The sequence below is a fragment of the Leisingera aquaemixtae genome (assembly GCF_019801145.1).
Lineage (GTDB): Bacteria > Pseudomonadota > Alphaproteobacteria > Rhodobacterales > Rhodobacteraceae > Leisingera > Leisingera aquaemixtae_A.
The window spans coordinates 437,477-450,413 of sequence record NZ_JAHVJQ010000003.1 but is presented as its reverse complement, the minus strand read 5'-3'; the positions used below and the strand labels follow the sequence as shown (position 1 = coordinate 450,413).

Sequence of the window (12,937 nt, the reverse complement as noted above, 5' to 3'; positions counted from 1 at the left end):
TTAACCCGGGCGTGTAACATCCATAAGACGATCAAACGCCAGCCGCATTACCGGAAGATGAAAGACTTCTCCTTTTTACCCTGGCTTCACGCCAGGAAATGAAGCTGACCGCCGCCAGAATCAGGCCGCCGCCGGAGATCACCCAGATATCGGCAGGCTCGCCAAAGGCCAGCGCCCCAAGAAGGGTGGCCCAGACCAGCTGCAGGAAGGTGACCGGCTGGGTGACCGCCACGGGCGCCGCGGCGAAGGCCAGGGTCATGGTGTAGTGGCCCGCGGTGGCAAAGCAGGCAACGCCGAACAGGATTGCGGTTTCTGCCAGCGTCGGCGTGACCCAGGCCGCCAGGGCAAAGGGGGCCAGGCCGATGGTGACAAAGATCGACAGCATCCCCACAACAACCGCCGGGCTGTTGCTGCCGACGGTGAACTTGGCAATCAGGTAGGAGGCGCCGAAGGACACCGCGGTGAACAGCATGGCGACATGGCCGGGCGAGACTTCGCGGAAGCCGGGGCGCAGGATGATCAGCGCGCCGATCAGGGCAACGGCAATGGCGGTGATGCGGCGGAAGGCCAGCTTCTCCCCGAGGAACAGCGCCGCGCCCAGGGTGACATAGACCGGCGACAGGTAGTTCATCGCCGTGACCTCGGCCAGCGGGATCTGGGTCATCGCGTAAAACCAGAGGATCACACCCGCCGTATGCACAACGCCGCGGCCTGCAAACAGCGCCCAGAGCCGCGGGGTGAGATGCGCCCTGCGCAGCGCGCCTGCCATCGGGATCAGGAACACCAGCCCCAGAAGATACCGCAAGAAGGCGCTCTCGGCGGGCGGGATGCGGGTACCAAGCGATTTGACCAGCGCCGTCACCGCCACGAAGCAAAGACCGGTCACCACCATCCAGAACACCCCCTTCAAGGGGTTCTGCGCATACTGGACGGGGGCGGCGGATTGGCTCATGGGCAGACAGAACACCCGTTCGGGCGGCGGCGCAAGACTTCACATGTGAATTATTTCCGCCGTTCGGGCAGCGGGATGAATTCCTGGTCATCGCCGGGCGGCAGCTGGAAGCGGCCATGCTGCCAGTCCCCCGCGGCCCAGGATGCCTTGGCGGCCTCGATCCGGTCGCGGGAGGAAGCGACGAAGTTCCACCAGATGTAGCGCGGCCCGTTCAGCGTTTCGCCGCCCAGCGCCATCAGCCGGGCGCCCTCGGCACCCGCGGTCACGGTGATCTCATCGCCGGGGCGGAACACCATCATGCGGCCCGCTTCAAAGGTCTCACCCGCGATCTCCACCGAGCCTTGCGTGACATAAAGCCCGCGGTCCTCGTGGTCGGAAGGCAGCGGCAGCTTGGCGCCCGGGTGCAGCACCACATCGGCATAAAAGGTTTCGGAATAAAGGGTTGCGGGGGCTTTCTCACCCCAGGCGCTGCCAAGGATCAGGCGCACGGTCTTGCCCTCGCCCTCCAGCACCGGCAGCGCCTCCTTGCCGTGGTGCTCAAAGGCGGCTGGCACGTCCTCGTGGCTGTCCGGCAGCGCGATCCAGGTCTGGATGCCGAACAGGCTGCTTTTGCCCTGGCGGGTTGCGGCAGAGGTGCGCTCGGAGTGGGTGACGCCCTGGCCGGCCACCATCCAGTTCACCTCGCCCGGGTAGATCATCTGGTGGGTTCCGAGGGAGTCCCGGTGCTCGAACTCGCCCTGATAGAGGTAGGTGACCGTGCCGAGGCCGATATGGGGATGCGGACGCACGTCGATGCCCTGGCCGGTCAGGAATTCGGCAGGCCCGGCCTGATCGAAGAAGATGAACGGCCCGACCATCTGGCGGCGCGGCGCGGGCAGCGCGCGGCGGACCTCAAAGCCGCCGATGTCGCGGGCGCGCGGAATGATCACCGTCTCGATGGCGTCGAGGCTGCCCGCATCGGGGCATTGCGGTTCCAGTGCCGGATTCCAGCTCATCCTTCCCTCCTGTCTGCTGTCATGGGGGAAAGGTAGGGCATTTCTGCGCAGGCGTTAGCCCTGCCCCCGCACAGGCGCTGTTCGTCACATCAGGAGGAGCTTGGCGGCAATCGCCCACATGGTGAGTCCGACAAGGGCGTCGAGCACCTGCCAGGCGCGCGGGCGGGCAAAGACCGGGGCCAGCAGGCTGGCGCCATAGCCAAGCGAGAAGAAGAAGGTGAAGCTGGCAATCGCGGCCCCGGCGGCAAAGACCAGCGGCTGCGGGTACTGGGCGGAGATCGACCCCAAGAGCACCACCGTGTCCAGATAGACATGCGGGTTCAGCCAGGTGAGCGCCAGCACCGTGGCCAGCACCGGCATCAGCGCCCTGCCTGCTCCCTCCTGCGCGGCTTCCAGCGTTTCACCGCCCTGCCAGGCAGCACGCAGGGCGCGGGCGCCGTACCAGACCAGGAAGGCCGCGCCGCCCCAGCGCATCATCTGCTCGAACCAGGGCAGCGCTACCGCCAGGGAGCCAAAGCCGAAAACGCCCGCGGTGATCAGCACCGCATCGGAGCCGGCGCAGGTGAGGCAGATCCAGAACACATGCTGGCGCCGCAGCCCCTGGCGCAGGACAAAGGCGTTCTGGGCGCCAATGGCCATGATCAGGCTGAGGCCAAGGGCAAATCCGGCAATCAGGCTGGGGGGCATGTGTGTCTCCTCGTGTGCGTCTGAGGTTTGACTACCGCCCGCCCCCGCATTAATCCAGTTAAAGAGTTTTAGGTCAGATTAGAGTTGCTAATGCAGATGGATCCCAGCCAGCTGGCAGCGTTGAGCGCGGTGCTGCGTCTCGGCACGTTCGAGGCGGCGGCGCATGCGCTGGCGGTGACCCCCTCGGCCGTTTCGCAGCGGATCAAGGCGCTTGAGGACCGGACCGGCACTGCGCTTGTGCTGCGCGGGTCGCCCTGCACCGGAACTGCGGCCGGCCTCAGGATTGCCAAACACGCTGAAGATATTGGCCTGCTGGAGGCGCAGCTGGCGCGGGAACTGGCGCTGGAGGCGGATCACGGCCCGGTGCGGCTGCGGATTGCGGTCAATGCCGACAGCCTGGCGAGCTGGTTCATCGATGCGATGGCCGCCGTGGACGGCGTGCTGTTCGACCTGCTGGTCGATGACCAGGACCACAGCGCCGAGTGGCTGAAGCGCGGCGAGGTTTCGGCTGCAGTCACCGCCAGCTCCAAGCCGGTGACCGGGTTTGACGCCCACCCGCTGGGCACGCTGGACTATGCGGCAACCGCCAGCCCGGATTTCATGGCGCGCTGGTTTCCTGACGGGGTGACGCCCAAGGCCGCCGCCCGCGCGCCCTGCCTGATCTTCAACGCCAAGGACAACCTGCAGCGGCTGTGGCTGGAGCGCAATGTGGCCTCCGGGCTGGCGCCGCCTGCGCATTACCTGCCCTCGACCCAGGCGTTCATTGATGCCGCCGCTGCGGGACTGGGCTGGGGCATGAATCCCTTGGCGATGGTGGAGGCGGACATCCGAACGGGCCGCCTGGTGCCGCTGATCCCGGACACAACGCTGCCGGTGCCGCTCACCTGGCAGGTGGCGCGGGTGATGGCCCCGGCCCTTGCCGAGGTGACCCGCGCCGTGCAGAAATCGGCAAGACAGTATCTGACGCAGCCCTGACCCGCCCCGCCAGAAAGGCCCGCACCGATGTCTGACTGCACTCCGCCGCCTGCCCCGCTGTCCCTGCCCCGCAGCCTGGCGCTGCAGGTGGTGCTGCCGCGGGCGGCTGTGCTGCTGGGATGGCTGGCGCTCAACCACTGGATCCGGCTGCCGGTGCCGCTGGCCTTTGTTCTGATGGCTGCGGACGGGCTGTTCCTGTTGTGGCAGGCGCGGGCCTTTCTGCGCAGCGCGGACGCCCATGTGCAGAGCACCGGCGCGATGGCGCCGGTCTGGGGCGGCTACCTGCTGCTGCTGTTTGCGGGCTTTGCCGCGCTGACGCAGTGGTGGGATGCGCTGCTGATTGCCCGGGCGGTGGAGGAGCCCGCCTATGCCGAACAGCGGCGGAAGGAGCGCGAGGCACTTTACCGCCTGTTTGTGTCCGCGGATGGCCGGGCGCTGATCTTTGACGGCGAAATCACCTTTGGCCTGACCAAGCGGATGCGGAAGCTGGCAGAGGAGAACCCCGGCGTGGATCAGGTTGCGCTGGCCGGACCCGGCGGGCTGATCGCCGAGGCGCGCGGCGCCGCGCGGCTGATCCGGCAGAACGGCTGGGACACCCGCGCCGCCGGTTTGTGCGCCTCGGCCTGCACGCTGATGTTTGCCGCCGGCGCGGAACGCAGCCTTGGGCCGGACGGGCAGCTGGGCTTTCACAGCTATGCGCTGCAGTTCGAGAGCGGCCTGCCGCAAATCGACCTGCAGCGGGAACAGGAAAAAGACCGCGCCTTCCTGCTGCAACAAGGCGTCAGTGCCGAATTTACCGACAGGATATTTTCAGTGCCAAGCGCGGAGCTGTGGCTGCCGGGCAGCGGCGAATTGCACGCTGCCGGGCTGATCGGGCCGGAGCCGCGCTGAACGCCGGCGCTGCGACGAAGCAGGTCAGCCGGCCAGCGTCTTTGTCATCCGGTAGTTATGCAGCACAACCCCGCGGCGTTCGATTTCGCGCCGGGTCTCGATGGTGAAGCCTTGGCGTAGGAAGAACCGCCGGGCGGCCTCGCTGGCCTCCACATAAAGCGACCTGAGGCCGAGGCTGCGGGCTTCGGCCTCAAGCCGTTCATAAAGCGCGGCACCCGTGCCGGTGCCCGCAACCTGCGGGTGGCAGTAGAAACAGTCGATATGGCCGTCCATCTCAAGCTCAATGAAGGCCTGCGGCTGGTTGCCGGCGTCCGCGGCAACAAAGACATGGCGGCCGTCGGCGGCGCGGCTGGACCAGACCTCTGCCGGGGCGGGTTCCGGGCTCCAGGCCTTGAGCTGTTCGGGGCTGTAGTCCCGGGCGCCGATACCATGAACCGCGGCATGGAATATCTGCGCCAGCGCTGCGGCATCGTCGGGGCGGAACTCTCTGATCTGCATCGGCGGCCCTTGTTTGGAAATTTCCGAGAGTTTGAAAGCAAAAGGCCCGCCGGGCTGGCGGGCCTTGAAAATCGCGTCAAGCGGCAGATCAGAGCTGCGCCATGACCTCGTCGCTGGCCTCGAAGTTGGTGGTGACGCGCTGCACGTCGTCGTCGTCTTCCAGCGCATCGACCAGCTTCATCAGCTTCTGCATGCCTTCCAGGTCCAGCTCGGTGGTGGTGCTGGGTTTCCAGACCAGTTTGGTCGACTCGGATTCGCCCAGTTCGGCCTCCAGCGCATTCGACACATCGTTTAGGTCGGTATCGGCGCAATAAATGATGTGGCCGTCCTCGGAGCTTTCGACATCCTCGGCGCCGGCTTCGATCGCTGCCATCATCACGGTGTCGGCATCGCCCACGGAGGCCGGATAGGTCACCTCGCCCTTGCGGTCGAACATGAATCCGACCGAACCGGTTTCACCCAGGTTGCCGCCGTTCTTGGAGAAGGTGGAGCGCACGTTGGAGGCGGTGCGGTTCTTGTTGTCGGTCATCGCCTCGACGATCACCGCGACACCGTTGGGACCATAGCCCTCGTAGCGGATTTCGTCATAGTTTTCGGCGTCGCCGCCGATGGCCTTCTTGATCGCGCGTTCGATCACGTCCTTGGGGACGGACTGCGACTTGGCCTCTTTGACGGCCAGGCGCAGGCGCGGGTTTTTGTCGGGATCGGGGTCGCCCATCTTGGCGGCCACGGTGATCTCCTTGGCCAGCTTGGAAAACAGTTTCGACCGCGCCGCGTCCTGACGGCCCTTGCGGTGCTGAATGTTAGCCCATTTTGAATGGCCTGCCATGGTGCATCCTTGCTGCTGTAACTTTGAATTGGCGCCCATATAGCCCCGCAAGGCGGGGGCTTTCAAGCGCCCTGCCCCGCTTTGCCCTTGTTCCGCGGGGTTTCAGGGATAAGCTGGCGCCATGACATATGATCAAGCCGTTTTGTTTGGGTTATTTGCTGCCGTCTTTGGCCTGCTGCTGTGGGGCCGTTTCCGCTATGACCTGGTGGCCTTTGCTGCGCTGATGGCGGGCGTGGTGCTGGGGGTTGTGCCCGCGGGCGATGCCTTTGCCGGGTTCGGCCACCCGGCAACGCTGGTGGTGGCGCTGGTGCTGGTTGTCTCGGCCGGGCTGGTGCGGTCCGGCGCGGTGTTCCTGATCACCCGGACGCTGGTGGACAGCACCCGGGGCCTGGGCGGCCACATCGCGCTGATGGGCGGCGTTGGCGCGGTGCTGTCGGCCTTCATGAACAATGTGGCGGCGCTGGCATTGCTGATGCCGGTGGACATTCAGACCGCACGCAAGGCCGGCCGGGCGCCGGGCCTCAGCCTGATGCCCCTGTCCTTTGCCACCATCCTGGGCGGCATGGCGACGCTTATCGGCACGCCCCCCAACATCATCATTGCTGCAATCCGCGGCGAAACTCTGGGTGAACCCTTCCGGATGTTCGATTTTGCGCCGGTTGGCGGGGTTGCAGCGCTGGCGGGGCTCACCTTTGTGGCGCTCATTGGCTGGCGGCTGATCCCGGCGCGCGAGAATGCGGCCGGCGCGTCCGAGGCGCAGCTGGCGCCCTATATCGCCGAGCTGACGGTGGGCGAAGGGTCCGAGCTGGCCGGCAGGCGCCTGGGGGAACTGGATGAAGAGGCCGAGAAGGCCGATGTGGCGATCCTGGGCCTGATCCGGGACGGCAAGCGGCGCTATGGCAGGGCTGTTGCCGCGCTGCTGCGCGAGGGCGACACGCTGGTGATCGAGGCGGAGCCCGAAGCGCTGGACGAGTTCCGCAGCGCGCTGAAGCTGGAGTTTGCCGATGCCGCCCGGTCCGAGAAGCTGACGGCAGCGGGCGAAGGGCTGGAACTGACGGAGCTGGTGGTTCCCGAGACCGCCCGCATCCGGGGCCGGACCGCGCAATCCATCGGCCTTGCCTGGCGCCAGAGCGCGGTGCTGCTGGGCATTTCCCGCCAGGGCACGCGGATCACCCGCCACATCCGCCAGACCGAGGTTCAGGCGGGCGACATCCTGCTGCTGCTGTCCCCGCGCGGGCGCAGCGCCGATGTGGCGGACTGGCTGGGCTGCCTGCCGCTGGCCGCGCGCGGGCTGGCCGTGACGGCAAATGACAAGACTTGGGCCGCCATCGGCCTGTTTGCCGCTGCAGTTCTGGCGGCGTCGCTGGGGCTGATCTACCTGCCGGTGGCGCTGGGGCTGGTGGCCATCGGCTATGTGCTCTTGAAGATCCTGCCGGTGGCAGAAATCTATGACCATGTGGAATGGCCGGTGGTGGTTCTTCTGGGGTCGATGATCCCGCTGGGGGCGGCGCTGGACAGCTCCGGCGGCACGGCCTTGATCGCCAACGCGCTGACCGGCCTGACTGCAGGGCTGCCCGCCTGGGCGGTGCTGACGGTGCTGATGGTGGTCACCATGACTCTGTCGGATGTGCTGAACAACACCGCCACGGCAATTGTTGCTGCCCCTGTCGGCATTCAGATGGCAGAGACGCTGGGGGTTTCGCCCGATCCGTTCCTGATGGCGGTGGCGGTTGCCGCTTCAGCCGCGTTCCTGACCCCGATCGGGCACAAGAACAACACCCTGGTGCTGGGGCCCGGCGGCTACCATTTCGGGGATTACTGGCGGATGGGGCTGCCGCTGGAGGCGCTGATCATCGCGGTGTCGATCCCGGCAATCCTGGTATTCTGGCCCTTGTAACTGGCGCCGCCAAAACCGCGCGGCGGCAGCGGGAGGCTGCCTGCCTATTGCGCCTGCTGTTCCTCAACCGGGAGCGCGCGCGCGGCGCCGCTGGTCTGCACTTGCGACACAAGCGCAATCGCTGTCGAGCCGGCAAGGACAACACACAAAAACACTTTCCTGAAACTCATGGCCTTTGACCTTATGAAGAACCTGCTGCTCTACATATGGGCAAGACTTTAACAGTTTCATGTAACCGGGATCACAGAAGGCAGCTTTTCGCCGCCTTTTCCTGGCCCGGGCGGGCTCAGAGCGGCCAAATGAAGGGGATGATCGCCGATGCGACCATGCCGACGGTCAGGTTCAGCGGAATGCCGACGCGCAGGAAGTCGGTGAATTTATAGCCGCCGGGGCCGTAAACCAGCGTGTTGGTCTGATAGCCGATCGGGGTGGCAAAGGAGGCCGAGGCCGCCACCATCACCGCCACCACCAGAGGACGCGGATCGACGCCCATCGCCTGGGCCAGGCCGATGGCAATGGGTGTCACCACCACCGCCACCGCGTTATTGGACACCAGTTCCGTCAGCACCGAGGTCAGCAGGTAGACCGCCCAGACCAGCAGGAACGGCGGCAGCATCGACAGGGCCGGCGCAATGGCGTTGACGATCAAGGCCACCGCGCCGGAGCTTTCCAGCGCCGCGCCAATGGCCAGCATCGAGAAGATCAGGGCCAGCAGGCGCCCGTCGACAAAGGAGAACGCCTCATCCGCGTCGATGCAGCGGGTGACAAAGACCAGCGACACCATCAGCACCGACAGCATCAGGATCGGCGCCACGCCGAAGGCGGCCAGCAGAACGATGCCCAGAAGCGCGGCAACCGCGATCGGCGCGTGGCTGCGGCGGTAGGCGCGCTGGGTCGGCTGCGAGACGTCGGCCAGGTCCATGTCGGCGGCCAGCCGCTGGATGTCGGCGGGCGCGCCCTCCAGCAGCAGGGTATCGCCGATGCGCACCACCAGATCATCCAGCTGAACGCCGATGTTCTGGTTCCGCCGGTGCACCGCCAGGGTATAGACGCCGTAGCGGCGGCGCAGGCGCATGGCGCCAAGGCTGCGCCCCACCATCCGGCAGCCGGGGGTGATCAGCACTTCGACGGTCTGGGTTTCCACCGCCGACACCTGGTCCACCCGCTTCAGCTCCTTGTTGGTTTGCAGGCTCAGCAGCTCTGTCATCCGGGTCCGCAGCACCACGCGGTCGCCGACCTGCAGTTCCACCCCCTCGAGGTTGCGGCGCAGCGAGGCATCGCCGCGGATTACGTCGATCAGCCGCACGCCGGGACGCTTGAACAGCTGCACCCCGGTCACTTCGCGGCCAATGAGGTTGCTTTCCGGCGGGATCACCGCCTCGGTAAAGAATTTCATCTTTGACCGGTCGCTCAGCATTTCGGCCATGCTGTCGCGGGCGGGCAGAAGCCGCGGTGCGATGAAGCGCAGGTAGACCATGCCGTAGGCGACCAGGATCAGGCCCAGCGGCGTGACCTCGAAAATGGTGAAGGGCTTCAAACCTTGCGCCCGGGCGACACCGTCCACCAAGAGGTTGGTCGAGGTGCCGATCAGAGTCAGGGTGCCGCCCAGGATCGCCGCATAGCTGAGCGGAATCAGCATCTTGGAAGCGGAGACTTTCATGGTGCGGGCGATCTGGATGAAGACCGGGATCATCACCACCACCACCGGCGTATTGGAGACCACGGCAGAGGCGGTGACGACAAAAGCCATCAGCAGGGCCACCGCCAGCTTGGGGTTCACCTCGGCCTGTTTCTTGGCGATCTGGGTAAAGGCGTCCAGCGCACCGGTGCGCACCAGCGCCCCCATGATGATGAACATCGCCGCAATGGTCCACGGCGCCGGGTTGGCCAGCACCGGCAGCGCCTCGCCATAGGGCAGCACGCCGGTGGCAAGCATCGCTGCCACGCCGGTCAGCGCCACCACCTCGGTCGGATAGGTTTCCCGCAGGAACGCCACGAACATGGCCAGGACAATTGCAAGCGCCAGAAACGCGCTGCCGGTGTCACCAAATTGGAAGTACTGCATAAACCGTGACTTTGCCCATGTTGTTCAAGGCGGGGTCAGCACGCAAGGCACTCCGCCATCGCGCAGTTTCCCCGAAACCACATGGCTGAGCAAGGACTTCCGGAACCGCAGCCGGTCTGAGACGCGGAAAGGGCGTTTTGCCCGGAGAACCGGGGGTTCACCGGACAATCCTCCTGCCCGGCCGCCGCCCGCAAGGACGGCAGGCCCGGTTCAGACGCCGGCTTCCTGCAGCAGCCCGCCATTGCGCACCATGCGAATCTGCTTGGCCGCCCCGGTGCGGTCATCGGTTTCGACAAAGACACCCGACAGGGTCGCCTCGCCGTTTGCCGGGGTGAACCGGGTCTTGGGCATCCCGGTCAGGAACCGGCGCATCGGTTCGGCCTTATCCATGCCGATCACCGAATTGTAGTCGCCGCACATGCCGGCGTCGGTCAGATAGCCGGTGCCCTCAGAAAGGATCTGCGCATCCGCCGTCGGCACATGGGTATGGGTGCCCACCACCAGCGAAGCGCGGCCGTTGCAGAAATGGCCCATCGCCATCTTCTCGGAGGTGGCTTCGCAGTGCATATCGACGATGACCGCCTGCGCCAGCCCGCCGCGCGGGTGCGACTTCAGCACCGCCTCCACCGCGCCAAAGGGGTCGTCGAAGGCGCGTTTCATGAACACCTGCCCGAGCGCCTGCACCACCAGCACCTTGCGCCCGCCCGGCGCATTGAACAGCCGGAAACCGCGGCCCGGCGCGCCCTTGGCAAAGTTCAGAGGCCGGATGATGCGCTGTTCCTTCTCGATGAACTGCAGCATGTCCTTCTGATCGAAGGCATGATCGCCCAGCGTCAGGCAGTCGACGCCCGCATCCAGCAGCAGCTTGGCGTGCTCCCCGCTCAGCCCCATGCCGTTGGAGGCGTTTTCGCCGTTCACCACCACAAAATCGAGCCGCCACTCCTGCCGCAGACGCGGCAGGGTTTCGGTGATGGCGCGGCGCCCGGCGCGGCCCATCACATCGCCAAGGAAAAGAATACGCATGCCCGGCTGGTAGGCAACGCGGCGCCAAAGAGCAAGGCCCCGCAGTGCGTTTTCGCGGCAGTGTGGCGCCGGGCTCAGCTGTAGGCGCCCGCCGAATACGTCAGCTCGTAACCGTGCGAATAGATCTCGAACACGTTGCCGAACGGGTCTTCGACATAGACCATGCGATAGGGTTTCTCGCCTGGGAAATATTCCCGCACCGGCATCCGCTGCTTGCCTCCGGCCGCGACAATTTTCTGAGCCAGGCCCTCGACGTCGGGGTCCTGCACACAGAAATGGAAAACGCCGTGGCGGCGGTAGTCCAGATTGTCGGACGGGGCGTAATTTCCATCGAATTCGAACAGTTCGATGCCGACCCGGTCGGCGGTGGACAGGTGGGCGATGCGCAGCCGCGACCAGCCGGCACCAAACACATCCGTGCACATACGGCCGATGTCACTGTCGTCTTCGACCACTTCGGTTGGATCCATGATGACGTAGAAACCCATGACTTCTGAATAGAATTTCACTGCGGCTTCCAGATCCGGAACCGACAGGCCAATGTGGGAAAAACTGCGCGGAGCGGTCAGCATCATAGTCTCCTTGAAGGGTGTTTTGCTTGTTGCCACCCGGAGATAAGGTTGCAGGAGAAGAAAGAAAAATTATCATTCATTATGCGATCCATAATGAAATGGCCCACCGATGCTGAATGCCACCTGGCTGGAAACCTTTACTGTGCTGAGCGGGCTGGGCAGTTTCACGCGCACCGCAGCGCGGCTGAACATGACCCAGCCCGGGGTCACCCAGCACGTCAAAAAGCTGGAGCAGCAGGTGGGCAGGCCGCTGCTGGTCCGCCACGGCAAAAGCTTCAGCCTGACGGATGCAGGCGTTGCGCTGGCCGCCCTCGGCCGCAGGCGCCAGGCTGAAGAAGAAGCGCTGCGCCAGGACCTGGGGCAGGATAATCCCGGCCGCGGCCATGTGCGCATCGCCTGCCCCGGCGGGCTGGCGGTTCTGATCTACGCCGAGGTGGAGGCGCATCTGGCGCGCTGGCCGGAACTGACGCTGTCGCTGCAGGCGGCACCGCAAGCGTCCATCGAAGCGCAGCTGCTGTCCGGGGAGCTGGATCTGGGCATCCTGCACCGCAAGCTGGACGCGCCGCGGCTGATGGCGGAGCGGCTGGGGCGCGACCCGCTGAACCTGATCCTGCCGTCAGATGCGGCGGACAGGCCGGATTTTGAAACGCTGCAGAAACTTGGGCTGGTAGACCACCCTGACGCCGCCGCCCTGGCAGACCGGCTGCTGGCGGCAAACTATCCTGACTATCGCGGCTCCGCCGGGTTGCGCAGGCGCGCCTTCCTCAACCAGATCGGCCAAATCCTGAGCCCGGTGTCTGCCGGAGCCGGCTACACCATCCTGCCGCAAAGCGCTGTTCTGGCGCAGCAGGGCCAGGGGAGCTTCCGCACCGCGGCGCTGAAGGCGCCGCTGGAGGATGACCTGTGGCTGGTCCGGCAGCGGCAGGACGCGCCTCCGGCGCGCCTCGCCTTCTTCGAAGCCGCAATCCGCAGTACCTGCGCCCGGCTGGCGGATTAGAACTGCAGAATGCGGCTTTCGGTGACGACCATGTCGAGCGGCTGGTCGGTGGGTTCCAGTGGCAGGCCCTCTGCCTCCTGCGCGTCGAAGGCAAAGCCGATCGCCAAAGTGCCCCGCTTGCCGCGCAACAGTTCCAGCGTGCGGTCGTAGAAACCGCCGCCATAGCCGAGCCGCCCGCCCTTGGTGTCGAAGGCGACCAGCGGCACCACCAGGATTTCCGGCTCAAAGAAGTCATCCACCTCAGGCACCATGGCGCCGAAAGGGCCTTCGCGCAGCGCGCCTTCGGGCTGCCAGCGGCTGAATTTCAAGGGCTGCCCCGCAGCCATGATCACCGGCACGCCGACGGGGCCGTGCGCCGCGGCCTCGGCCATCGCGGGCAGCGGGTCGATTTCGGTGCGGATCGGCATGTAGCCCGACAGCGGCACGCCGCGGTAGCCGGCCAGCACCTCCGACAGGTGGCCTGCGGCACCGGGGATGTTGCGGGCATGCGCCTCCTTGCGGCGGGCAAAGGCGGCCTTGCGGGCGGCGGCTTTGATTTCGGTCAGATCCGTCATGG

General features: G+C 65.9%; 13 protein-coding genes. 4 read left to right on the top strand and 9 right to left on the bottom strand.

Annotated elements, in window-relative coordinates; translation table 11 throughout:
• Positions 1–31: 31 nt before the first annotated feature.
• The 3 genes from KUW17_RS09600 to KUW17_RS09590 all read right to left on the bottom strand — a co-directional run bounded on the left by KUW17_RS09600 (position 32) and on the right by KUW17_RS09590 (position 2,634).
• Entirely contained in the window at positions 32–952 is a 921-nt protein-coding gene (locus tag KUW17_RS09600) for a DMT family transporter (protein ID WP_261397124.1), read from the bottom strand.
• A 50-nt stretch (positions 953–1,002) separates the two neighbouring features.
• Positions 1,003–1,947, bottom strand: coding sequence for a pirin family protein (locus tag KUW17_RS09595; protein ID WP_222478396.1), 945 nt, complete (start codon positions 1,945–1,947; stop codon positions 1,003–1,005).
• Positions 1,948–2,031: 84 nt separating this feature from the next.
• Positions 2,032–2,634, bottom strand: a complete 603-nt coding sequence (locus KUW17_RS09590) for a LysE/ArgO family amino acid transporter (RefSeq protein WP_222478394.1) — start codon at positions 2,632–2,634, stop codon at positions 2,032–2,034.
• Positions 2,635–2,724: 90 nt separating this feature from the next.
• Between KUW17_RS09590 and KUW17_RS09585 the strand changes: the two genes are divergently transcribed.
• Complete coding sequence (locus KUW17_RS09585; protein ID WP_222478392.1) at positions 2,725–3,609, top strand: LysR family transcriptional regulator ArgP; 885 nt, start codon at positions 2,725–2,727, stop codon at positions 3,607–3,609.
• A 27-nt stretch (positions 3,610–3,636) separates the two neighbouring features.
• On the top strand, positions 3,637–4,500 hold the full coding sequence (locus tag KUW17_RS09580; protein WP_222478390.1) for a hypothetical protein: 864 nt from the start codon (positions 3,637–3,639) through the stop codon (positions 4,498–4,500).
• 24 nt (positions 4,501–4,524) lie between these two features.
• Here the strand turns inward: KUW17_RS09580 and KUW17_RS09575 are convergent, their stop codons facing one another.
• Together KUW17_RS09575 and KUW17_RS09570 are read right to left on the bottom strand one after the other, a co-directional pair.
• Complete coding sequence (locus KUW17_RS09575; protein ID WP_222478388.1) at positions 4,525–4,998, bottom strand: GNAT family N-acetyltransferase; 474 nt, start codon at positions 4,996–4,998, stop codon at positions 4,525–4,527.
• A gap of 88 nt (positions 4,999–5,086) precedes the next feature.
• Positions 5,087–5,827, bottom strand: a complete 741-nt coding sequence (locus KUW17_RS09570; protein ID WP_222478386.1) for a YebC/PmpR family DNA-binding transcriptional regulator — start codon at positions 5,825–5,827, stop codon at positions 5,087–5,089.
• A 121-nt stretch (positions 5,828–5,948) separates the two neighbouring features.
• Between KUW17_RS09570 and KUW17_RS09565 the strand changes: the two genes are divergently transcribed.
• Positions 5,949–7,724 carry an SLC13 family permease gene (locus tag KUW17_RS09565; protein WP_222478384.1) on the top strand — a complete coding sequence of 592 codons (1,776 nt, stop codon included), beginning with the start codon at positions 5,949–5,951 and terminating at the stop codon, positions 7,722–7,724.
• A gap of 286 nt (positions 7,725–8,010) precedes the next feature.
• Here KUW17_RS09565 and KUW17_RS09560 read toward each other — a convergent pair whose 3' ends face one another.
• The 3 genes from KUW17_RS09560 to KUW17_RS09550 all read right to left on the bottom strand — a co-directional run bounded on the left by KUW17_RS09560 (position 8,011) and on the right by KUW17_RS09550 (position 11,384).
• Positions 8,011–9,789: an SLC13 family permease gene (locus KUW17_RS09560; protein WP_222478382.1), complete on the bottom strand. Its 1,779-nt coding sequence runs from the start codon at positions 9,787–9,789 to the stop codon at positions 8,011–8,013.
• A gap of 210 nt (positions 9,790–9,999) precedes the next feature.
• Positions 10,000–10,812: a TIGR00282 family metallophosphoesterase gene (locus KUW17_RS09555; protein WP_222478380.1), complete on the bottom strand. Its 813-nt coding sequence runs from the start codon at positions 10,810–10,812 to the stop codon at positions 10,000–10,002.
• 74 nt (positions 10,813–10,886) lie between these two features.
• The gene (locus tag KUW17_RS09550) at positions 10,887–11,384 is read right to left on the bottom strand and encodes a lactoylglutathione lyase family protein (RefSeq protein WP_222478378.1); all 498 of its coding nucleotides are present in this window, start codon (positions 11,382–11,384) and stop codon (positions 10,887–10,889) included.
• A gap of 109 nt (positions 11,385–11,493) precedes the next feature.
• Here KUW17_RS09550 and KUW17_RS09545 point away from each other — a divergent pair, with 109 nt between their 5' ends.
• Positions 11,494–12,381 (top strand): LysR family transcriptional regulator, encoded by an 888-nt coding sequence (locus tag KUW17_RS09545; RefSeq protein ID WP_222478376.1) that lies wholly within the window; start codon positions 11,494–11,496, stop codon positions 12,379–12,381.
• Here the strand turns inward: KUW17_RS09545 and KUW17_RS09540 are convergent.
• Positions 12,378–12,935 carry a 5-formyltetrahydrofolate cyclo-ligase gene (locus KUW17_RS09540; RefSeq protein WP_222478374.1) on the bottom strand — a complete coding sequence of 186 codons (558 nt, stop codon included), beginning with the start codon at positions 12,933–12,935 and terminating at the stop codon, positions 12,378–12,380. The two genes, KUW17_RS09545 and KUW17_RS09540, sit on opposite strands and share 4 nt — an antisense overlap.
• Between the last annotated feature and the right edge of the window lie 2 nt (positions 12,936–12,937).